17 protein-coding genes and 1 pseudogene are annotated in these 20,909 nt (G+C 40.0%); 3 read left to right on the top strand and 15 right to left on the bottom strand.

Annotated features, from left to right (window positions below; translation table 11 throughout):
• From ABDJ41_RS16050 to ABDJ41_RS16080, 7 genes and pseudogenes are all read right to left on the bottom strand, one after another.
• Positions 1 to 188: pseudogene (locus tag ABDJ41_RS16050) on the bottom strand (hypothetical protein); the annotation flags it as partial.
• A gap of 13 nt (positions 189 to 201) precedes the next feature.
• Positions 202 to 1,974 (bottom strand): reverse transcriptase domain-containing protein, encoded by a 1,773-nt coding sequence (locus tag ABDJ41_RS16055; RefSeq protein ID WP_502930341.1) that lies wholly within the window; start codon positions 1,972 to 1,974, stop codon positions 202 to 204.
• Positions 1,975 to 2,837: 863 nt separating this feature from the next.
• The gene (locus ABDJ41_RS16060; protein ID WP_349787090.1) at positions 2,838 to 3,347 is read right to left on the bottom strand and encodes a hypothetical protein; all 510 of its coding nucleotides are present in this window, start codon (positions 3,345 to 3,347) and stop codon (positions 2,838 to 2,840) included.
• A 163-nt stretch (positions 3,348 to 3,510) separates the two neighbouring features.
• A complete protein-coding gene (locus tag ABDJ41_RS16065; protein ID WP_349787091.1) occupies positions 3,511 to 4,368 on the bottom strand; it encodes an RteC domain-containing protein in 858 nt (285 codons plus the stop codon).
• 747 nt (positions 4,369 to 5,115) lie between these two features.
• Positions 5,116 to 5,292 (bottom strand): hypothetical protein, encoded by a 177-nt coding sequence (locus ABDJ41_RS16070; RefSeq protein WP_349787092.1) that lies wholly within the window; start codon positions 5,290 to 5,292, stop codon positions 5,116 to 5,118.
• A 44-nt stretch (positions 5,293 to 5,336) separates the two neighbouring features.
• Positions 5,337 to 5,849, bottom strand: a complete 513-nt coding sequence (locus ABDJ41_RS16075) for a hypothetical protein (protein WP_349787093.1) — start codon at positions 5,847 to 5,849, stop codon at positions 5,337 to 5,339.
• A 166-nt stretch (positions 5,850 to 6,015) separates the two neighbouring features.
• Positions 6,016 to 6,405: a helix-turn-helix domain-containing protein gene (locus ABDJ41_RS16080; RefSeq protein WP_349787094.1), complete on the bottom strand. Its 390-nt coding sequence runs from the start codon at positions 6,403 to 6,405 to the stop codon at positions 6,016 to 6,018.
• Positions 6,406 to 7,062: 657 nt separating this feature from the next.
• Here ABDJ41_RS16080 and ABDJ41_RS16085 point away from each other — a divergent pair.
• Genes ABDJ41_RS16085 through ABDJ41_RS16095 form a run of 3 tightly spaced genes read left to right on the top strand, consistent with a single transcriptional unit; the run spans position 7,063 to position 13,155 of the window.
• Positions 7,063 to 10,242: a SusC/RagA family TonB-linked outer membrane protein gene (locus ABDJ41_RS16085; RefSeq protein ID WP_349787095.1), complete on the top strand. Its 3,180-nt coding sequence runs from the start codon at positions 7,063 to 7,065 to the stop codon at positions 10,240 to 10,242.
• A 15-nt stretch (positions 10,243 to 10,257) separates the two neighbouring features.
• A complete protein-coding gene (locus ABDJ41_RS16090; protein ID WP_349787096.1) occupies positions 10,258 to 11,640 on the top strand; it encodes a RagB/SusD family nutrient uptake outer membrane protein in 1,383 nt (460 codons plus the stop codon).
• A 21-nt stretch (positions 11,641 to 11,661) separates the two neighbouring features.
• On the top strand, positions 11,662 to 13,155 hold the full coding sequence (locus ABDJ41_RS16095) for a TlpA family protein disulfide reductase (protein WP_349787097.1): 1,494 nt from the start codon (positions 11,662 to 11,664) through the stop codon (positions 13,153 to 13,155).
• A 38-nt stretch (positions 13,156 to 13,193) separates the two neighbouring features.
• On the opposite strand, the gene ABDJ41_RS16100 is transcribed toward ABDJ41_RS16095, so the two are convergent.
• The 8 genes from ABDJ41_RS16100 to ABDJ41_RS16135 all read right to left on the bottom strand — a co-directional run bounded on the left by ABDJ41_RS16100 (position 13,194) and on the right by ABDJ41_RS16135 (position 20,905).
• Positions 13,194 to 13,499: a hypothetical protein gene (locus ABDJ41_RS16100; RefSeq protein ID WP_349787098.1), complete on the bottom strand. Its 306-nt coding sequence runs from the start codon at positions 13,497 to 13,499 to the stop codon at positions 13,194 to 13,196.
• Between the two features lie 25 nt (positions 13,500 to 13,524).
• Positions 13,525 to 13,989 (bottom strand): MauE/DoxX family redox-associated membrane protein, encoded by a 465-nt coding sequence (locus tag ABDJ41_RS16105; protein ID WP_349787099.1) that lies wholly within the window; start codon positions 13,987 to 13,989, stop codon positions 13,525 to 13,527.
• Positions 13,990 to 14,257: 268 nt separating this feature from the next.
• Positions 14,258 to 14,878, bottom strand: coding sequence for a Crp/Fnr family transcriptional regulator (locus tag ABDJ41_RS16110; RefSeq protein ID WP_349787100.1), 621 nt, complete (start codon positions 14,876 to 14,878; stop codon positions 14,258 to 14,260).
• 10 nt (positions 14,879 to 14,888) lie between these two features.
• Positions 14,889 to 15,845: a helix-turn-helix domain-containing protein gene (locus ABDJ41_RS16115; RefSeq protein ID WP_349787101.1), complete on the bottom strand. Its 957-nt coding sequence runs from the start codon at positions 15,843 to 15,845 to the stop codon at positions 14,889 to 14,891.
• Between the two features lie 87 nt (positions 15,846 to 15,932).
• A complete protein-coding gene (locus ABDJ41_RS16120; RefSeq protein ID WP_349787102.1) occupies positions 15,933 to 16,412 on the bottom strand; it encodes a GNAT family N-acetyltransferase in 480 nt (159 codons plus the stop codon).
• 3 nt (positions 16,413 to 16,415) lie between these two features.
• Positions 16,416 to 18,257 carry a glycoside hydrolase family 13 protein gene (locus ABDJ41_RS16125; protein ID WP_349787103.1) on the bottom strand — a complete coding sequence of 614 codons (1,842 nt, stop codon included), beginning with the start codon at positions 18,255 to 18,257 and terminating at the stop codon, positions 16,416 to 16,418.
• A 7-nt stretch (positions 18,258 to 18,264) separates the two neighbouring features.
• Positions 18,265 to 19,299: a SusE domain-containing protein gene (locus ABDJ41_RS16130; protein ID WP_349787104.1), complete on the bottom strand. Its 1,035-nt coding sequence runs from the start codon at positions 19,297 to 19,299 to the stop codon at positions 18,265 to 18,267.
• A gap of 19 nt (positions 19,300 to 19,318) precedes the next feature.
• Positions 19,319 to 20,905, bottom strand: a complete 1,587-nt coding sequence (locus ABDJ41_RS16135; protein WP_349787105.1) for a RagB/SusD family nutrient uptake outer membrane protein — start codon at positions 20,903 to 20,905, stop codon at positions 19,319 to 19,321.
• Positions 20,906 to 20,909 lie beyond the last annotated feature (4 nt).

A 20,909-nucleotide genomic window follows, 5' to 3' on the forward strand; every position in this document is an offset into this window, starting at 1 on the left:
ATCAAGCCCACTACTGCACCGATCGCATACACCAGATCACATCCCGTATCAAAATAACCCGACACCTGATCCGCCGCAGCCCTGATCCGTAGGATAAGAACCCAGCGCCTTTTTATATTTCTATAATAGGTTTCCGAGGTCTCTCCCCCAAACCGTACGTACACGTCTCCATGTATACGGCTCTCCACTAATATTCGCAGTCTAACCTCCGTGATGAATCTTTTTATGGCAGGGTATACACACTGCCATTGTCTTCCTTGCTCTGGCGATCATTTTAATTTGCCAAGGCGCTTTGCCTTGCTTATTAATGTCACTCATCTTTCTTATATGGTGCATCTGAAGTTCTCCTTCCGAACCACACAATTCACATTTTTGAGCTTTCAACCTGTCTATTAAACTGGTTGTAGAAAACATATCATCCCACTTTGGAAAACTATCCACACGGGATGTCATAGCTTCATCTTTCTTTTTGAAACCTCTGTTGTATAAGACTCTGATTCTGTTTTCACCTTTTTTATTTGTGTACCTTATGGTGAACTCACCATTAATTTTGTACTTCTCAATTACTCGTGGAATGAACAGTTGATGTTTTCTCCCGTAGGTTTTATACATACTGTATTCCATGAAGTATTTGAAGGTGTTAATCGCTCCAGCGTTTAACGCTATTGAATAGTAGTTATAAAACCCTATGATTTCGGAGTTGTATTGACTTATAATTTCCAGATCGTCATTATTAAATAACCTTGGTCTTGCTGATGGCTTCCACCGTTGTTCCCCTTGATACTGATCAAACTTGACAGCACCATATTCAATCAACTTGTCCCTCATCGCATTTTCAGGCATTTTTAAAACGACCCTTTTACTATAAACACGATCTAAACTTCTAGTCTTCTCATCCCTTTTTGCTAGATTGGATTTTCTTACAGTAATATTGTATGATAAGAATTTAGCAGGAGTTTCTGAATAGGTGATCAAAGTCTTTTCGTCTGATAGTTCAAGCTTCAGCTTATCATTGAGGAAGTCTTTAATTTCCTTTTTGATTTGCCTGCAATCTTCCAGATTACCAATTACACCGATCAGAAAATCATCTGCATATCTTACATATTTTAATCTTCTGTAATTCCCATCCATTTCATTTGCATAAGGAATTAGGGTTCTTTCTTTTTCAATAGTTCTTATCTCGCTGATAAGAGATAACTTTTCAGTTTCATCCTCTACAATTTTTAGTTTCTTGACCAGTAAAGCTCTTCTACTTTGAAGTTTAGCTGTTTCAGGATTTGCTTTCCGTTTTTTTCCTTTGTCGAATTTCTGGATGTATTCGTTCATATACTTGTCCAGTTTGTCCAGGTATATATTAGCCAGAATTGGACTAACAATTCCACCTTGCGGAGTTCCACTGTACGTTTTATGAAAAATCCAATCTTCAACATACCCAGCATTTAGAAACTTCCTTATAAGCCGAATGAAACGGTCATCTTCTATGCGTTCTCTCAGGACATTGATTAAAACATCGTGGTCGATGTTATCAAAGAAACCTTTAATATCGCCTTCAACAAACCATTTTACTCCACGGTAAGTAGTTTTAACTTGCATTAGTGCAGTATGGCAACTTCGTTTGGGTCTGAAGCCATGAGAGCAATGTTCAAATTGTCCCTCATAAATCGCTTCCAACACCAATCTGATTACCTCTTGTACCAATTTATCATCAAATACTGGTATCCCCAGAGGACGTTTTTTTCCGCTTTTTTTCTTTGGAATATATGTCCTCCTTGAAGGTTTTGGTTGGTACGATTCATCACGAATGGCACCGATTAGCTTTTCAATCCTTGCAAGGCTCATTTCGTCGACAGTACTGCCGTCAGAACCTGCTGTCATATTACCTGGCTTCGCATAAATACGTTGATAGGCAACATAGTACATCTCAGGATTGAATAAAATCCTGTATAGTTTCTCAAACTTATAGTTTGGAACCATACTGTGTCTTGTTAGACTGTTTAATACATTTTGCGGACTTCTCATAATGTCTCACACATTTTCCTTTATTAGTATTAAAAAATATTAGCTGTCTTCCTTCGCCATGTACAAGGCTTTCCCTTGCTCGGACTACTACGAAGACTCCGTTACCATACCGGATATTCAGAGACTACTCTCATAGCCACGCCAGTGGCATTCCGATTTAGGTAATCCCCATTTAGTTGTTAATAATTATGGCGCAACAGATTATCGGATATGACTTCCACCTTTTACTGCATATTGCAGTTGTGCTGTAATTTGTTCTAGCTCCCACGATAGGCAGGGAATCTGGGAGTATTACAGTATGACGATTTTAGTTATCTTACGTCATAAACACGGCAAAGAACACTCAGGCTATCATTCAATCAATCAGGACTTTATCCTTATATCTGTTTTTTCATCTCACTATTCAGTCGCAGTCTGATAACTAACTGACTTATAGCTTTATCAGCAGGCTATGTTTCCCGTTATTGGTTTCCCTCACGAGTTAGCTGATTAATGTTGGGTCTTTTGAACACTAACCCAATGCCTTGCCAAAGGCACATTTATTAACAACCCTATATGGGCGCACCAGCCTCTCCATCCTGCGCCCTGGCAACGACACTACTCAACACCCCATACACCGACAAACACATCGCCAGTAAAACGAACCGGCCTGATAATTTTCTTCGCTTCCCAAACTCCAAAGCATCACTGTTTTTTTTCTTCATACATCTTATTTAAAATTCCCTGATCAGCAGTCCAATCACCGCCATTACCTATGTGGCAGGGATTTCAAAAAAGAAGACTCAACAAGAACCTACGAAAAGAACCAACAAAACTACCTAGTCCAAAAGACCAGCCAGCTCATCCTCGGAAAGCTCAAAAGGCAAATGCTCCACAATAAATTCCGCCAGTTCAACCCTTACACCACCCTCAAACACCTTCGGGTACTTTTCTCGAATCATCGCAAACAGCGCAAAGAAATCCGCCCTGGTTCCATTCTCCATCTCCAACACCGAGCAAATGCCCTTAATTTCATCCTGCACATCCGCCAGATCACCCAAAGGATCTAAATCCCTATCCACAGACTCCCTGGGCACAAAACTGAACTCATCCGCTTCCAGCACACTCACCCCAGACTCCCCAGCAACACCACCCATCAGATCCAACTCCAGCTCATCCACCTGATCCTGCCAGCTATGCGCCAAAGGCTCAGAACTCTTTCCCCTACCCGATAAAAACCCCAAAATCTCCCCCCGGTAAAACAGCAGCCCAACCCCCGCATACCAGAGCACACTCAACACCAACGCAGCAATCAAAAACTCCTGCCAGGTAAACACTTGTAACATCATATCTTTTAATTTTTATCCGCCACGACATTGTAGCCGATTCACCACACAAAATTTCAAAAGCCCAAAATCACTTGGTCACTAGTAGAGATCAATAAATTGAAAAAAACAACCAAAATCCAAGCAAAACCCACCCAAAACCACCACCAAGCCCCAAAAATCAAACCTAACCCTCCAGATCATTATCCATATATTTCAGCAAAGCCTGCTGCAACAAATCCAAAAAATGCGTCCGGCTGATCCTTTTCCTGCGCTTAATCTCCCTGAAACGGTTCGCAGGAATCCCCACCTCCACCCCAAAACTCTCCTCCAGCCAGCGAAAAATCTCCGCCAGCGACACCTTACCATCCCCAATCTGCCTGGATACATACAGCGCATAACCCAACTCCACCAAATTCACCACCTCCCCCGTCCAGTCAAACCACTTCTTATCCCCATTCACAGACGAAACCACAGCAGCAGCCCTCACCTCCAACACCCGAAGCTCCCCCAGGATAAACTCCCGCAAACTCTCATACGCAATAAACTTGGAAAACAAATAATCCCCTGGCGTAGAAAACTCCCCATCCAGCTCCCAAAACTCAGGCAGCAACACATCAGGAACCATCCCATCCCTGAGAAACAACAACTCATCCATCTGCGTAAAACCAGAGCGGTAATACTCATACAAAAAAGCATACTGCTTAAAAAACCGAGAAATAAAAGCCAGTTCCTCCACATAATAATCCCGAAGCATCTCATCGGTACCCACCGGACGCTGATTCAGCATCGCAAACAAAGACACCTGGTAAATCTTTAGCGCATAATACTCCGGCTTTTCGAACTTAAAAAAATAGATCTCCTCCAGCTGATCCCGAAAAGCAACAGTCGTCACCCGCTCCCTAACCACAGCCAGAAAAGCATTAATCAAAGAAATCGACTCATTAAAACGAGACAGCAAAGAATAATCCCCACGAGAGGCAATCCCCTTCAACCTCAACCGGAGATCCCGGAACTCCTGCTTCGCATTATTGTTTTTACGCATAGCATTATAAATTTAGATAAACCCCACCGGCACCCGTTAACTGGCATTAATTCATCACCCCGGCAAGAAAAAATTAAACAAACCACATCAGCCTAAAAAAGCTTTAAGCCCACAATCTAGCCACACAGAAAAAAGAAAACGTAAGGGAAAAAACGTAAAATAAATAATACGGGATTACCCGTACAAACACCGAAAAAAAAGAAAGAAACTCCTGATCGATTCTCTGAAAATCACCATAATTTCAGGTTAATCAATAGAGAAATGACGCATTCACTGACAGCACCAAACCAGAAAAAATGGTAAAAATCTATTTATCAGTGTTTTTTACTATTTTTCTGAAAATTAGAAACTCCAGAACAGCACAAACCAAATAAATAATCGAGAAGCAAAACGGTATTATTAGCGGACCAGCAGGCGCAAGGCTATACTCGTAAAAACCCATCAAAACATTAACACCCAAAAAACCAACCCAAACCAAAGGGACTGCTAAAAACGTCAGTAAAGACAAAAAATAACTCCGCTTAACCTTTTCAATTTGATTTAGAAAAACAAATAAAGAACCCGCAATCATCACAGCAAGATAGATCAATGAATAACCCAGGTTTATCAATACATCCATAAAATTAAAAAACCTTTCTAAAAAACTAGTATCAGCAGGCACTAAACCGTCAATAACAAACCTGTACAGCATAAACAGCCCGAGACTTAGCACCACATTAACCAGCCAAAACCTAAATACAATTTTCCTCATATCTTATCCATAGCACCATCCAGATCGAGCAAGGCAATGCAAGTTGAAGATTCAAGCGCAATCCCTTCTTCCAGTAACCAAACCAGCCAACCAGTATGGGGAGCAATAACTTCAACCGAAACTTTGTCAGCACTTATTTCACATTCAGCATGTATTTTATAATAATCCTGCATAACATTGGCTAATCGAAGATAGATAAATTAGCGAATATTCATAACTAGGCCGGATCTGATGGTAGAATCAATTCACCGGCTTTCTTTTTTATGATCTCCTCTGATATTTTCCGAATCACTCTTAAACCTGATCCTACTAAAATCTCTGAACATTCTATACCTGGCCACTCAGTGATATGCGTTTTTAAATCGTAGCCCCAATACCTTGAAGCAATTCCCCACATATTGTCAGGATATCCCTTTGGAATTCCAACAGCATTAAAGTCACCTTTATGCATTGGCGCATGAGGATCGACAGCTTCTACCTGATAGATAAACCCCTCAGGGTTTTCCTTGACATGGTAACAAACCATCGTATCTAAATTATCACAAGCAAATGCACATTTTAATCTGGAGGGCTTTTCGGCAAAATTCCAGATCCTCATCGCCTCAATTGTCATTTCTCTTTTCCAAAGATGATGGTCAACCTTGGAGTAAAATACCATTTTCCCCCAATTACCAGGTGGAATAATATCGCCAGGTGCAAGATCATTATTTGATGAGTGATAAAGCGTCATTTTTGTAAATACCAATTCCTAAATGTACTAAACATATACATTGGATACTTAGAATTGAAAATAATTTTGTGGCATTCATTAGAATCTTAGCAATTCCACGGGTCGGATTACCCAGCCAAATAGCTCAAAAAAACACTCTAAACATCAAATCGAATTTCGACTTTATCTACCGATCCCCTATTGTTTTTTTGGTTATGGGCTCGATGCTTATAACTTCAGTCAACTTTTTTTTAGAGGTTGATCCATCCTTGTTAATCTTATTTGCTCTTCTCAGAGTTAATCTAATCTGATCGTATTTCGGGGTTTGCTTTGGTAGAACATCTTTAATTTCACATTCAAGTGCTATCGCTAAAAGAGGTAAATGGCGAATGCTGTACTTCGCTCGTTCACCAAAGGTTTCGACTTTTGAAACGAAACCATCAGCAAGTTTCATCCTCTGGGAAAGCTGTAATTGAGTTAATCCTTTTTGTATTCTAAGAGCTCGTACAAAACATATTAGAAGATAATCCATCTCGGATATCTCAACATAAATAATATCTTCTGTATTGTTTGCCATTTGATTGGCAATAGACATAAATAATTAACTTACATCAACTCCACTTGTGGATTTAGAATATTTTCATTATCTTAGCTAATAACAATCAATTAATTATAACTATTGTAAAAAGACATATATAAAAATATCATCCAGTTAACTGGAATGAGTTAATTACCGAAAGAACTTGTGACGAAAAGTAGGACGTTTGAACACAAGAGGTAGGTTAAAACTCATTTCCTATGTTATCTTTGCATAACATAAGGATTTGGGTCGCCTGCTTTTCTGTGTTCGGCCGCTGAAAAGCGGTGGCGGTCCTACGCCTTCGTCTCAGAATAAGCATTAAGGCGGCCCTTTCTTATTTTTCTGAATTTCAAATCTTTCGGTATCAAATCAAAATTAGATCATGATACTAAGTCCTTCCATATTTATTCTTTCAAAAGGAAACTTTAAAAGACTCCTATGGCTAAAAAATTCTTATTCCAAAATTTGTAAAACTACGTTCAATAACTGTGATCGATTCCTTAAAAACCTATTTAAGAACATCATAAAAGGGCCAGATTAAATCCCTTGCACAAAGAAGACAGCTCATATGTATTAGGGAGCAGACATTTCTGTCTCGCTTTACACCTCCACTTTTCTCGAAAAAACTAACCACTAATCATTCATAAAAACAGTATGAAAAAATCGATACCAATCATCGTAATGGCCGCGCTTTGCCTTTTTTTCAACGCAAACGCACAGCAACAAGCCACAATCCTAAACGGCAAAGTAACCGATCAAAAAGGCATCCCCATTCCGGGCAGTACTATCAGAATTAAAGACGAAAAAGTTACTGCCCAAACAAATACAAAAGGTGAATTCAATATCGTCTCCACAAAACAAACGGGCATCTTACAAATTAGTTACCTAGGTTATAATTCCATAGTAATCCCCTTCAATCCAGCAAAAAAAACATTTAACATCATCCTAACAGAAGATCAAAGCGAATTAAAAGAAGTTGAAATCGTTAGTACCGGTTACCAGACACTGCCCAAGGAACGCTCAACCGGCAGCTTTGTACTCATAGATAGCACCCTGATCAACAGAAGCCTTGGCACCAATATTCTATCAAGACTAGATGGTGTTGCAAGCGGCCTGATCTTCAACAGAAACAATGCTGTGGGAGGCGTAAAATCTGACCTATCCATCAGAGGACGCTCCACCTTATTCGGTAATCCCGATCCATTAATTGTACTGGATAATTTCCCCTATGAAGGTGACCTCAATAACATCAATCCAAATGATATAGAAAGCATCACCATATTAAAAGATGCAGCTGCCGCATCCATATGGGGAACCAAAGCAGGCAATGGGGTAATCGTAATTACCACTAAAAAAGGATCACGAACAGGGAAGTCCAACATTAGTTTCAACAATAGCATCACCATCGGGCAGAAACCCAGACTATTCACACAAACTCAATTAACCAGCAAGGAATACATTGAAGTGGAGCAATACCTTTTTGATAAAGGCAAATACAATTCCACCATTAACAATGGTTACGGATCGCTCTCCCCCGCTGTAGAAATCATGTTACTACACAGACAAGGAAATATCAGGATCGACAAACGAAACCAGTTGCTGGACTCCATCAGCCAATATGATTATCGAGAAGATCAGCTGGAATACTTATACAGGATTCCTGTGATACAACAACACCAGATAAACCTTTCCGGTAGAAGCGAACAACAAAAATACTACCTCTCTGCTGGCTATGATAAAAACCTCATGAACGACATTTCCAGTTCAAATGATCGCTTTACTTTCAACGCAAATCATACCTATGCATTTCTGGAAAATAAACTAGAACTTCAGACAGGCCTGTCCTTCACTAAAAGCAAATCCGGCTTTAACCACCAGTCAAAAAATGCCAGATATCCCTATGAAAACATCGCAGATGAAAACGGAAACCATTTAGCAATCACAGACGGAAACTTAAGTTTAAACTATGCTCAAAATGCAGGCAACGGAAAACTACTGGACTGGATGTACAGGCCGCTGGATGAACTAGATCAAACAGTCGTCACCCATCTGACAGACTACAGATTTAATAGTACCGCCACCTACAAGATCATTCCCGAACTTGATTTTAGCTTATCCTACCTCTATCAAAAAGGTAGCAATCAGCAAAATACGAATCACGACCAGTATTCCTATTATGCAAGAAATACCATCAACACCCTCACCCAGATCAATACTACAAGTGGAGAAGTCATCCGGCCAATCCCCCTTGGCAACATCCAATACACAACAGCAAGTGAATATAAAAGTAACTACGGTAGGGCATTGATCAGCTACCAAGATACTTTTGGAGAAGACCACTCCCTAAATGGAATTCTGGGTTTTGAAGTCCGCGACTACCAAAGTCTTAGTAATTCCAATATATTGTATGGTTATGATCCTGAAACAGGCATCAATCTCAATCAGCAGGTAGATTTCAGTAAAACGTTTCCTTACTTCTATAATTCCACAACAGCAAGAATCATTAACGGGGCAACTACCCGAGGAACCACAGACCGCAACAGGTCTTATTTTTTCAATCTCTCCTATACCTACAAAGAAAGATACATTTTAAGCGCAAGTGCCAGAAAAGATGAAAGTAATCTCTTTGGCGTAAAAGCCAATCAGAAAGGAGTCCCGTTATGGAGCGCAGGAGGTCTATGGAAAATCTCCAATGAACCTTTTTACAAACTAGATATACTTCCTAAACTCTATATCAGAACCACCATTGGCTATAACGGAAACGCAGACAAATCCACATCCGCCTACCTAACTGCCGCAGTAAGAGGCAATAGCTGGTTTGGAGGTCCCTTTTCAGCCATTGAAAATCCACCGAATCCCGCTCTGAGATGGGAAAAAGTCCGTAACATCAATCTGGCACTGGATTTCGCGACAAAAGAAAACAGAATTTCAGGAAGCATTGAATACTACATCAAAACCGGCCTTGATCTGATCGGGAACTCCCCCATTGCTCCCCAAACCGGCATATCAGAATTTCGGGGAAATTCAGCAAATGTCAGAACAAATGGAATTGATTTTAATTTGAACACTACAAATATCCGGGGACGACTTACCTGGAATACTATGATTCTTTTGAGTTTTGTCAAAGATCAGGTAACAGCCTATCACAAAGATCCCGGAAATAACTATAACGTCCTTGCAACCTTATACGACAACCCCATTGTAGGCTATCCCTATCAAGCCATTTTCAGTTATCCATACGCTGGCCTCGATCAACAGGGCAATCCACAAGGTTACCTGAACGGAATAATCAGTAAAGACTACACCGCAATCAGAAATTCAGAAAACCGCAATAACCTGATCTATCATGGATCGGGAACACCAACCTTTTTTGGCTCCCTTTTGAACACCTTTTCTTATGGACCATTGAGCCTTTCAGGTAACATCACTTTCAAAAGCGGTTATTATTTCAGAAGAGCCTCCCTTGATAACGGTACATTGTATAATGGCGCATTTAACATGCCTGATTATGGTAAACGCTGGCAGCAAGCAGGAGATGAGTCATTTACTTCAGTTCCCCGATTGGTTTATCCGGCGGTGGCAAACCGTACCAGCCTTTACACTTACTCTAAAGTACTTGTAGAAAACGGCAGCCATGTTAGGCTCAGAGATATCAGACTGGACTATGAACTAAAAAAGAATATCCCCAGTCTTCCTTTCAAAAATTTCAGATTATTCTTTATCGCTGATAACCTGGGCATCATATGGCGAGAAAACAAGCACCATATCGATCCTGACAGCAGGAACATAGCCACCTCAAAAACCTTCGCCCTGGGATTAAAAGCAGACTTATAACTAAAACATAGACATATGAAACGAAATTTATCTTTAACCATCCTACCAGTACTGGTATTAACCTGCAGCCTGATCAGTTCCTGTAAAAAAGACTTTTTAGATGCAAAACCAAGTACCGATATCATTGTCCCCCGTACCCTATCAGATTTTGAAAACTTACTCAACAATAATCAACTCAATCTGACCGCTGCACTGGGAAACCTTTCCAGTGATGATTATGAATTCAACAACTTTGCGAGCTGGCAGGCTGCAAGCGCAACAGAGAGAAACGCTTATATATGGGCAAAAGACATCTTTGAAGGTGAAATTGACAGAATGGATTGGAATAAACCTTATTCCTCGATCTTTTATGCCAACAATATCCTACAAGGGCTTGATGAACTCAATGATAAAAACAGTCCGACATTCAAACAGATCAAAGGCTGGGCATTATTCGTACGCGCCTATTCACTCTATGATCTGCTTCAGCATTTTTCAGAACCTTATGACCAAAGTAATTCAAATAAAGCCCTCGGCGTCCCGATCCGACTCAAACCCGGTATTGACGAGCTGTCTCAAAGGTCAACTGCAGCCGAATGTTACCAACAAATTTTCCAAGACCTCAACAGCGCCTTAAACCTGCTTAGTTCCGAATTCCAGATTAGCAACCGCTTTAAACCAAGTAAAGTCACGGTGTATGCCTTTCTTTCACGCATCTATCTAAACATGAACAATTATACCGAGGCAGAACGTTTTGCTGAACTCACCTTAAGTATATACGACAAGCTGATTGACTACAATTCCATCTCTCAAACCAGCACTACTCCTTTCAGCCGCTTGAATGAGGAAGCCATTTTTACCAGTTCACAAGTACTAACTTATAGCAGCACCAATACCATAAGCAGTAATACTTCCATACGTGTCAACCCGGAAATACTTAGCAGTTATGCCAAAGATGATCTGCGTCTACCGATCCTGTTTGGTCAAAACACGACAGGCAGCTATTTTAAAAGAGGGTATTTTGGTGGCGGGAGTTATCCTTTCTCGGGACTGGCTACAGATGAAATCTATCTAATCAAAGCTGAATGTCTAGCCAGAAGAAACCAAACCATCCTTGCTATGGAATGGCTGAACAAACTGCTGGTCATGCGATTTAAAACCGGAAGCTTCCAACCAATCTCAGCTGAAAGCCCCGAAGAAGCACTTTCCATCATTCTTTTAGAACGCAGAAAAGAACTGATCTGGAGGGGAATCAGATGGCAAGACATCAAACGGTTGAATAAAACCGGAGCTGAAATTACCCTGAAACGGACCTTAAACGGTCAGCAATATTTACTACCTCCAAATGATCTACGCTATACCTTTCCCATCCCTGAAGATGAGATCAGCAGAAGCAAAATCCAACAAAACATTCGTTAACAGCAGTCTAAAACTATAAAAATGAAGATTATACAAATCACCCTGATCTGGTTATTATTCATATCCAGCTTAAACAATTCATCGGCAAAGCAGCCTGCCATTACCATTAACGGAACACTGAAAGGAACATCTATCCTTAAAAATTCCAGCCTGACTATTAACCTGTATGCAGATTATATTCCCAGCGCATTAGCAGAATTTAAAAACAGTCAAAACTGCCTTATAGACAGCCTTGGTAAATTCAGTATCACGCTTAATCCATCAGCTGAGTTAGTCTACATCAGCTTTTCTCTGCAAATTCCCGGACAACAGCCTGTAAACGATTTAACCAGTAGTTTTCTGGTAAAACCTTTCCTGTTTTCCGCAGGTGATGTAGTCAATATGGATCTCAATATGAAAAGTGCAAAGATTCATTTTTCAGGAAAAGGCGCAGCAAAACTTAACTGTCAGGCACTGATCTCCAGTGTATCGTTACCTGCTGGGATAACTGATCGGGTGATGCAACTGCATAACCAATCAGCACATATTCCAGCTTACCAATTGTTGCACGAAAGCCTTGAAAATCTACTGGTACTAAAAGCAGGAATCTTAAACAGCTATAAAGACAGCCTTGCTGCTGATCAATACCAACTCATTGAAACTGATATGGCCGCCGAACAAAGATTTAAGTACCTGAAATCTCTCAGCATTTCTTATACTGTTAGCACAAAAGTTAAGAAAAATGCCATCAGCACGTTCTTTAATGACTATCTATTAAAATCAACTCAGCTGCCCATAACGTCAGATGAAACACTTTTAAAATCTGCTTTTGCATTAAATCTCGCTTACCAGATGGAATGGCTGACACTGAATTTTAAGTATGAAGGTCAGAAGATAACACTACAACAGATTTTTGATCATATTGTAACTAAATATAAAAGCCCGATCAGAGACCGGTTATTACTAATATGCCTGCTGACCCTGGCAAAAAAAGAACCAGCTGAAGTCTTTAAATATGCGGCTATCGCTTTAAAAACAATGGATCATTCAAAAGAAAAAGATTTGCTTATCAACTGGACCACAAAACATACAGCGGGTTCCAAAGTATACAACTTTACACTGCTGGATGAAAATGGCAAGACAGTCCGCCTAACGGATTTTAAGGATAGTATTTTATTAATTGATTTTTGGTTTCTAGGTTGCAAAGGATGCACACAAATGCCAAAAGCATTGGAAGGAATAATGGAAAGGTACAAACATAAAAAGGATGTAAAATTCATCAGTCTGAATGTCGACCGGTCCAGATCAAGTTGGATGAAAGGACTTGAAAGCGGTTTATATCATTCCAAAGGACAAATTAACCTGAATACCGGGACAATGGGTACTGATCATCCCCTGATCCGATATTACAACTATAACAGTTATCCTCAATTGTTGATAATCGGAAGGAACCAGGAACTCATTTCTTCAAACCCTATAGACCCCAGAATTGATCAGGGAGCAGAAATTAAATCACTGATCGATAAAGCGATATAATGTAAAGGGCGGAAAAATTATTCCGCCCTTTACATTTATTATAATCCCTGATATTCAGCAGGTGCTGAAGAATCATAAGCCTCCCATGAGAAATCATCCAGATCATCATAGCTGAAATTCGTTCCCTTGTTCACGTTTGTTTCAATGATACAATTGTGCGGACTGGTACCTCCACAACCATCAATTACTTCAGCATCGGATTTCAACTGGTAATCTGTGCCAGTATTCACATAACGATAAGTAAGCACATTTTTTTTACCTGATACTTCTGCTTTAAAAGCACTGAATCCAAACGCAAGAACTGTTACCAACAATCCTAAGGCGACTTTTCTAAAATTTTTCATTCTTTATTTTTTTAAATGTTAAGATTTAAGATTTGTATTCTTTATTTTTCACTAACCAAAGTGCCCATGCCGCAAGGCCAATAAAGACCATGTTAAATACCACATGCTCACCCCAGCTCAATTTTTCCACAATCAAATTACAGTGACAAGGAAGGTTTTCTGCCCATAACCACATACCAAGTATATAGATGGTAAACCCCACCATTGTTATCAGAAAAGCCCAAAGCCCAAACTTTTGGGTCGAAGGAACCAACAGCAATACAGCCACAATAACCTCTATCATTGGAACCAGCCAGGCAATCGTCCCGGCATAAGCACCAATTACAGGAACAGTGGCTAAGCCCTTAACAAACCTTTCATTGTCAGCAACTTTATCATATGCAGCAATTATAAAAAGTGCCAGACAGATCAAGCTAATGGCAAATGCTAACCACTCCTTTGTCTTGGGAGATAAGCTTAATGGGTGTATGCTAAGTGTTGAAATGTTCATAGCTTTAAAATTTGATCAATGGATTGCTTGCCCTTCAGGTGAGCATCCCGAGCCCATTTAATCCCTTGGATAAAATCTGCTCCTGTAGCTTTTCATTTGGTGCCACCTCGGTACAAAGCATTTTTGCGATCGTGTACAGCCGGTAGTCCGACAGCATCCTGGTTTCCATTCATAACATTGATATTTGGTTACCCTAAATTCTAAAATGAAAAACCGGAAAGGCACGATCCAGATCGCAAAAAAACACGATTCAGATCGTGTCTAAAAACTATCGCATCCGGTCATAATACTTCGAGCGTAAACGACCAAGGGTAGCAGGCGCCATCCCCATAAAATCCGCAATATAATTCAGCTGCGTTCTTAAAAACAAATAATCTAGCGTCGCCTCCAAATCCAGATAACGCTCATCCACACTCAGCAGCTTCATGTCTTCCATATGCTCAAAACGTAACTGACTATAATCCCCCCTGATCCGCTCAGTAATCACCTCCACCTCCACAAAAGCAGCTTTCAAAACCAGCCAATCTTCATAACTCATCAAAATCAAATCACAATCCGCCTCCGCCTGAATCGCCCTAAGGGAAGGCTGCTGACCAAAATACCCCGGATCTGTATACACAAAACTCCCGGGGAGCCAATACCAGCATGTTTTCTCCTTCAGCGTCACCTTATTTATCCTGATCTCCCTGAGCAAACCCGATAATATAAACCAAACCACCTGCTGGGTCCCACCAAAATTCAAAATCCGGGCATCCTTCTCATACCTGGTTTCATACAACATCCTTCTTAATTCCAGCTTAAACTGCACACTCAATACCATCACAGTTTCCAGTACCTTCAACAGCCGCTCAAAAGCAATATCAGAAACAGGTTTAATCAATTCATTCATCACAAAAGCATTAATTTGAAAAGCCCAGCACCTGCTGCAGCTCAATTTTATTTCTAACCTCCAACTTGTAATAAATCCTATGCGCATGTGTATCCACCGTCCTTGCAGAAATATGCAGCAAATCACCAATCACCTTATACTCAAAACCCTGACAAAGCATCAGCGCCACTTCTGCCTCTCGCAAACTCAAGCCCATCTGTAAACAAGTCTGATTAAAATCCGCCCGCTGCTTCTCCTCCATCGCCTCACGCTCCTCCCTATGCCTGCGCTGCTTACGTTCATACTTACCAGACTGAAACAAAAACAACACGGCAATCACCACAAAGCCAATATTGGCAAAAAGTACCCTGCCCCATTGATCCATTTGCAGATAAATAAAAAATGGCATAAAACCCCAGGGAAAAACAGCCCAATACACCGCCTGCATCTCTAAACAGGTAAAATCATCAGGTTGAGACTCCTTACTGGAAACCCTGAAACTAATCGCACGAAAAATCACTACCATTAAAACCAGAGAATACAGACCCGGAATCAAAACCCCATAACTGATTGCATAATCCAGATCCCCATGTAAAATGTGTAAAAACACAAAAAAAAACAAAAAAGGTAAGAGTAAAAAAATGGGAGCCCCATATAATGCATGAAAGCGCAGCGGAGAGAGGTCAAAGGAAATGTAAAAATAATATGGAAAGTAAGCTGCCATTAAAAAGGCCATACCATGAGCGATAATATTCTGAGCAGATAAGGAAAGCCATCCTATATCCCGATCGGGGAAAAAGCCTCCAGCCAGATTGTAAAAGATCAGTAATACCAGCAGAACCAGATAAGTAAACCGGCTACGGTGATAAGGCCAAATCAAATAAAAATATAATTGTACACTGAGCATCATCAGTTCCAGTACAATAATTACAGCAGTCAGCGGATGCATTTCTCCAAAATCCATCACCATATCAAAAAATAAGAACATGAAAGGTTAATTAATTTAAAGAAAACAAAAAGTATAGCCCATATCCAGGGCTATACACAATTACTTAATCATTTCCGCTAAAAAATGTTAGGCAATTGAACGACTCATACAGATACTATTTTCTGCATACTCGTAAGGAGGATAATTTGGCTCAATAGTATATCCTGCTTTTAAATAAAGTGTTATTGCCGCCGGAAAATTTCTTCCGGTTTCTAAAATCGACTTGGTAAATGACATTTCCAATGCCCAATTTTCCAACTCATTTAGTATTTTTAAAGCAATCCCCCTATTTCGAAATCGAGGTAAAACATACATCCTTTTAATTTCCACTACACCAACCCCGTATTTTTTTATCGCCCCACAACCAACTGCGATATCATCTTTGAATGCAATGACCACATGATCAACTTTCTCTATAGAATTATGTGATGCATAAAAATCATTAGCATTTCTATTCTTGGTTTTTAATTCAGCATCCAGCTTAATAACCAGTTCTTTGAAATCTACACTACTTGCATCTATCCTTGTTATTTTTAGCAAGTTCTCATTTGTATTAGACGCTATCATTTCTTATTTTTTTAGTTCATAAATCTGTGTTGTCTTCCCCGGTATAAGCAAATCTTTTTCAATTGAAAAAATACTATCGGTAATCACGTTCTCAGCCCGAGTAAAATCCCCTATCCGTTGGAAAAACCTATTCATTTTAAGCGTAACAGCATCAGCATTGGAGTTTGTAACGACCATAACCGTTTGGTCATCAGTATACCTGAAATATACATACATCCCCATTTCAGGTACATATTGCATTAAATTACCAAACTGAAGCGCCCTACAATTTTTCCTGAAATTGGCTAACTTTCTAAAATAATTAAAGGCTTCGTTCTCCATATCAGTACGACCTTCTGATACAAACTTATTATTGGGATCCCCCTTCCATCCACCAGGAAAATCAAACCTCACCAAACCATCAGGATCAGAAAAATTCTTCATCAATATTTCCATCCCATAATAAACCTGTGGGATACCACGCATCGTAAAAAGAAGTGCAAGTCCAGATTTATACTTATTAATGTCTTCTTTGATCATTGAGTAAAAACGGCTCATATCATGGTTATCCAAAAAAACCACGTTTTGAGTCGCATCCTTATAAATCACATCCTGGGAAAGTATTGAATAAAGGTGATTTACTCCGGTTGTCCAACCGAACTCACCGTTTAAAACTTCATAAATCGCATCTTTAATCTGTACATCAATCACTCCAGGCAAGTTAGTTTCTACTCCCAGGTTTAATCGGTCACCTTGAGTAAAGTAAGCCTGACTGACCACACTATTCACCAATGCTTCACCAAACATACTTAGCTTTGGAAATTCAGTTTTCATTTGCTTAGCCCATTTAGCCATATACCCCAGATCATTATAGGGGTAAGTATCTATTCTCAGCCCATCAATACCTGCATATTCGACCCACCAGATCAAGTTTTGAGTAATGTAGTTTTGTACAAATTCATTTCTTTGGTTAAAATCCGGCATTGTATGCGCAAACCAGCCATCCAACATTTTCTTCCTGTCATCCGATGCGGCGTAGGGATCCATTAAGGTCTGGTCTCTAAAACTGGTTTGCGTATACACCGGCCATTGATTCAACCAGTTTTTCATAGGTAGATCTTTAACCAGCCAATGTTCACTTCCGAGGTGATTGGGGATAACATCTTTAATTACTTTTATACCTCTTTGATGACATAAGCCAACAAATTCTTTATAAAGTTTGTTTGTTCCGAACCTTGGGTCAATTTTATAATGATCAGTAATGGCATAGCCATGATAAGAAGCCTCATACTGGTCGTTTTCTACCTCAGGGGTTAGCCATAACGCCGTTACTCCCAAATCATTTAAATAATCCAAACGGTCAATTAAGCCCTGCAGATCCCCTCCATGTCTGGAGATCAGCCCATTTCGGTCAATTTTTGCTTCCTTCATGCCAGGAACAATGTCATTGCCAGGATCACCATTAGCAAAACGGTCGGGCATCAATTCATAAATGAGATCTCCCTGATTAACACCAGATATTCGGTTAACATCCGTTGATTTTCGTTTCAGTTCATAAATATATTCCAGTTTTCTTTTCTTATCCTTGATAAACTTGATCGGAAACTTTCCCGGTTTTACATTTTCTGAAAGTTCAAGATCCAAAAACAAATAATTTGGGTTTTCAACCTGGTTTATCTTAATGATTTTAACTCCTGGATAGACAATTTCCACATCCATTGCCCCAATATCTTGACCATAGACCATCAACTGCAATTTGGGATTCTTCATACCCACCCACCAAAACATAGGCTCTACCTTTTTCAATACCTGGGCATTTGCCCAGGCATTGAAAAAAAGCAGCAACAAAACGGCTAAACTTCTCATATTTTATTTAGTTTTTAACCATGGTAATTTTCACTGCAGTTGGTTTTCCTGTATCATCCGTCTTGGTAACGTTCAGCGTAATGGTGTAATTACCTGCAGCAATCGGAACATTTCCGCCATTGAACACAAAATCATTCACACTACCTCCAAGGCTCACCCCCCAATCGTGTCCATACCTGATCTTAATTTCCCCGGCAAGCAAATCAAGCGTTAAAGTATGGGTCTCAGTACCATCATTTATAAATTTCAGATCGGTATCCCCCTCCCAGCCTTTAGCAGTTGAACTACCAATTAGTGACCAGGTTTTTGCCTCTGTCAATTCCCACTTCATCTTATTCATATCAATGGTAACTTTCTTTGCTCCCGGCTTTAAAACACTGAAATTATCCCCCGAAAGTCTAAAACTATTATTACCAGCATCTCCATACTCGGTCGTCCAGTTCTTCTTTGGTGTAATTTTAAACTCCAGTTTAGTATCCGGAAAATTGATAATACCTTCATAAACACCATTACTTATCGGAGAAAGTAAACTGTCGGCAGTCGCTGGCGACCAATTCTGATATGCAGCAGGAATATAGATCCAGCTAGAAGCCTTATAAGGTGTACCGGTCAGCATAATTATATTAGAGTAGGTTACTGCATTAGCTGCAGGCGCAGATTTCAATCTAACTTCCAGCTGACCAGCCTCCCCAATCTTCAAACCCAGTTTCAACATCATCGCATTCACTTCATTTACTGTAGGTGAAAAGGAATAGGAGCTTTGAACAAATTCAACCGGATTCGCAAAATTATTTCCCTTAACATCAAACTGAATTGTTGATTCCACAGGTATTATAGCGCCTTTAATTTCAGCTTTCGGAAAAGTTAAGGACAAGGCGGTTTTATCGCCATCTTCCAGCGATAGATTCAAAACCGTTGTAGAACTGCTTAATGTTCCGGCAGGGCTAACATCAGAGACCACTTGGTTTTCTGATTTTTCACAAGAGCTCAATCCCAAGCCAAGTATGCCTAAAAGGCAACTTTTAAAGATAAATTGTTTCATTTTAACTTTTTTTATGTAGTTAATAACCTTTGTTCTGAATTAAATTGGTATTGGAAATGATATCTGCAGTTGGAAGCGGGAATAACTTCCTTGTAGCCTCTACTTCTATACCTGATTTCGCCCCACCTTTGTACGGCCATAAATAAGAAGCCTCCGTGTATCTATTGTACCTGATCAGGTCCGTACGTCTGAAGCCTTCCCAATACAGTTCCCTTACCCTTTCATCCAGAAAAAAATCCAGATCAACGAAAGAGACATTACCTGAAGCATCTCCATATGCACGTCTGCGCAATTCATTTACATAATCCACCGCCTGACTTACTGACCCCCCAGTTCCACCACGAAGCACTGCTTCCCCATAAATCAGGTATTGTTCCGCCAGACGAAAAATTGCGAAATCTAAAGAACAAAAGGTCCCACCTGGCTCTAGCGATGGAACACCCAAAGAACTCACATTTCTAAATTTGATTGCTTTAAGACCATCCCCAAACTCAGCTAGATTATCATTTTGTATTTTACTTCCAAAAAACATAGCCCTTTTATCTGTAGCCCCACTATAGTCCCCGAAAATTGCCGGGATAGTACTCCTGACACGATTACCAGACCATCCGCCGCCTGGTATGCCAAATGAAGCAGCGTCCATAGTAGCAGGATCAATCGACGCATTGATGATATAGGTTGTTCCGCCATTATTCTGCGTTTTATTGGCATCATAATTAATGGTCAATATCATCTCATCTTTACTGGTGATATTATTATCTGTTAAAAACAGATTCTTATAATTTGCTGCCAATCGGTAGCCCCCGTTAATAACTTTTTGAGCATAAGTGATGGCCTCTGTATACTTCGGTATACCTGTATAAACCTCTGCGTTTAAATATAACCGGGCAAGTAGTGCCCAGGCTGCTCCTTTATCTGCTCTGCCATATTCGTTGGCTTTAACATCTACAAGATCGCCATCAATAGCTTTTAATTCTGATTCAACATATTTAAAGAGTTCAGACCTTTGGATTTGCTTAGGAGCCTGTTTCCCGATAACATCATTTTCAGTAACAAATGGCGGGTTACCAAAACCATCTAATAATACCCAATACTGAAACGCCCTGAGAAACCTTGCCTCTGCACGAAAATTTCGGATTTCTTCGGAATCGCTAACATTTCTGGAAGCTAGTTTTTCAGCAGTACTTTCCCTTAAAAACTCATTACAAACGGTTATCTGATAAATTGCTCTGGAGTAAAGCCCTCGTAGAAACTGATTATCAGCAGTCCACTTCATCTGAACAAGATCCGGAATTCCCGCATCCCCCCATCCACAAATAGCTTCGTCTGTAGTTAATTCCTGAGACAACCAGAACAATCTCAAAAAATCTACGAAACTTACATTAAGTCCCCCAATGTCACTTAACGCTGTTGCACCACTGGAGTGTCCCAAACCAAAACTAGCATAGAGTTTAGCTAATCCTGCTTTATAGCCTTCCTTCGATGTGTATACGGTCGCTCCAACCTTATCATTTGTAGGAACAAGGTCTAATTCTGAATGTTTACATGAGGAAATACAAATCCCTATCAAACTAAACAGAATTGTCAATCTATATATCTTTTTCATTTTC

Source organism: Pedobacter sp. ASV1-7 (assembly GCF_040203335.1).
Classification (GTDB): domain Bacteria; phylum Bacteroidota; class Bacteroidia; order Sphingobacteriales; family Sphingobacteriaceae; genus Pedobacter.

What these genes read in the sequence shown, in the direction of transcription:
- ABDJ41_RS16055 (WP_502930341.1), bottom strand. Translation starts at nt 1,974, where the DNA reads ATGGTTCCAAACTATAAGTTTGAGAAACTATACAGGATTTTATTCAAT.
- ABDJ41_RS16060 (WP_349787090.1), bottom strand. Translation starts at nt 3,347, where the DNA reads ATGATGTTACAAGTGTTTACCTGGCAGGAGTTTTTGATTGCTGCGTTG.
- ABDJ41_RS16065 (WP_349787091.1), bottom strand. Translation starts at nt 4,368, where the DNA reads ATGCGTAAAAACAATAATGCGAAGCAGGAGTTCCGGGATCTCCGGTTG.
- ABDJ41_RS16070 (WP_349787092.1), bottom strand. Translation starts at nt 5,292, where the DNA reads ATGCAGGATTATTATAAAATACATGCTGAATGTGAAATAAGTGCTGAC.
- ABDJ41_RS16075 (WP_349787093.1), bottom strand. Translation starts at nt 5,849, where the DNA reads ATGACGCTTTATCACTCATCAAATAATGATCTTGCACCTGGCGATATT.
- ABDJ41_RS16080 (WP_349787094.1), bottom strand. Translation starts at nt 6,405, where the DNA reads ATGGCAAACAATACAGAAGATATTATTTATGTTGAGATATCCGAGATG.
- ABDJ41_RS16085 (WP_349787095.1), top strand. Translation starts at nt 7,063, where the DNA reads ATGAAAAAATCGATACCAATCATCGTAATGGCCGCGCTTTGCCTTTTT.
- ABDJ41_RS16090 (WP_349787096.1), top strand. Translation starts at nt 10,258, where the DNA reads ATGAAACGAAATTTATCTTTAACCATCCTACCAGTACTGGTATTAACC.
- ABDJ41_RS16095 (WP_349787097.1), top strand. Translation starts at nt 11,662, where the DNA reads ATGAAGATTATACAAATCACCCTGATCTGGTTATTATTCATATCCAGC.
- ABDJ41_RS16100 (WP_349787098.1), bottom strand. Translation starts at nt 13,499, where the DNA reads ATGAAAAATTTTAGAAAAGTCGCCTTAGGATTGTTGGTAACAGTTCTT.
- ABDJ41_RS16105 (WP_349787099.1), bottom strand. Translation starts at nt 13,989, where the DNA reads ATGAACATTTCAACACTTAGCATACACCCATTAAGCTTATCTCCCAAG.
- ABDJ41_RS16110 (WP_349787100.1), bottom strand. Translation starts at nt 14,878, where the DNA reads ATGAATGAATTGATTAAACCTGTTTCTGATATTGCTTTTGAGCGGCTG.
- ABDJ41_RS16115 (WP_349787101.1), bottom strand. Translation starts at nt 15,845, where the DNA reads ATGTTCTTATTTTTTGATATGGTGATGGATTTTGGAGAAATGCATCCG.
- ABDJ41_RS16120 (WP_349787102.1), bottom strand. Translation starts at nt 16,412, where the DNA reads ATGATAGCGTCTAATACAAATGAGAACTTGCTAAAAATAACAAGGATA.
- ABDJ41_RS16125 (WP_349787103.1), bottom strand. Translation starts at nt 18,257, where the DNA reads ATGAGAAGTTTAGCCGTTTTGTTGCTGCTTTTTTTCAATGCCTGGGCA.
- ABDJ41_RS16130 (WP_349787104.1), bottom strand. Translation starts at nt 19,299, where the DNA reads ATGAAACAATTTATCTTTAAAAGTTGCCTTTTAGGCATACTTGGCTTG.
- ABDJ41_RS16135 (WP_349787105.1), bottom strand. Translation starts at nt 20,905, where the DNA reads ATGAAAAAGATATATAGATTGACAATTCTGTTTAGTTTGATAGGGATT.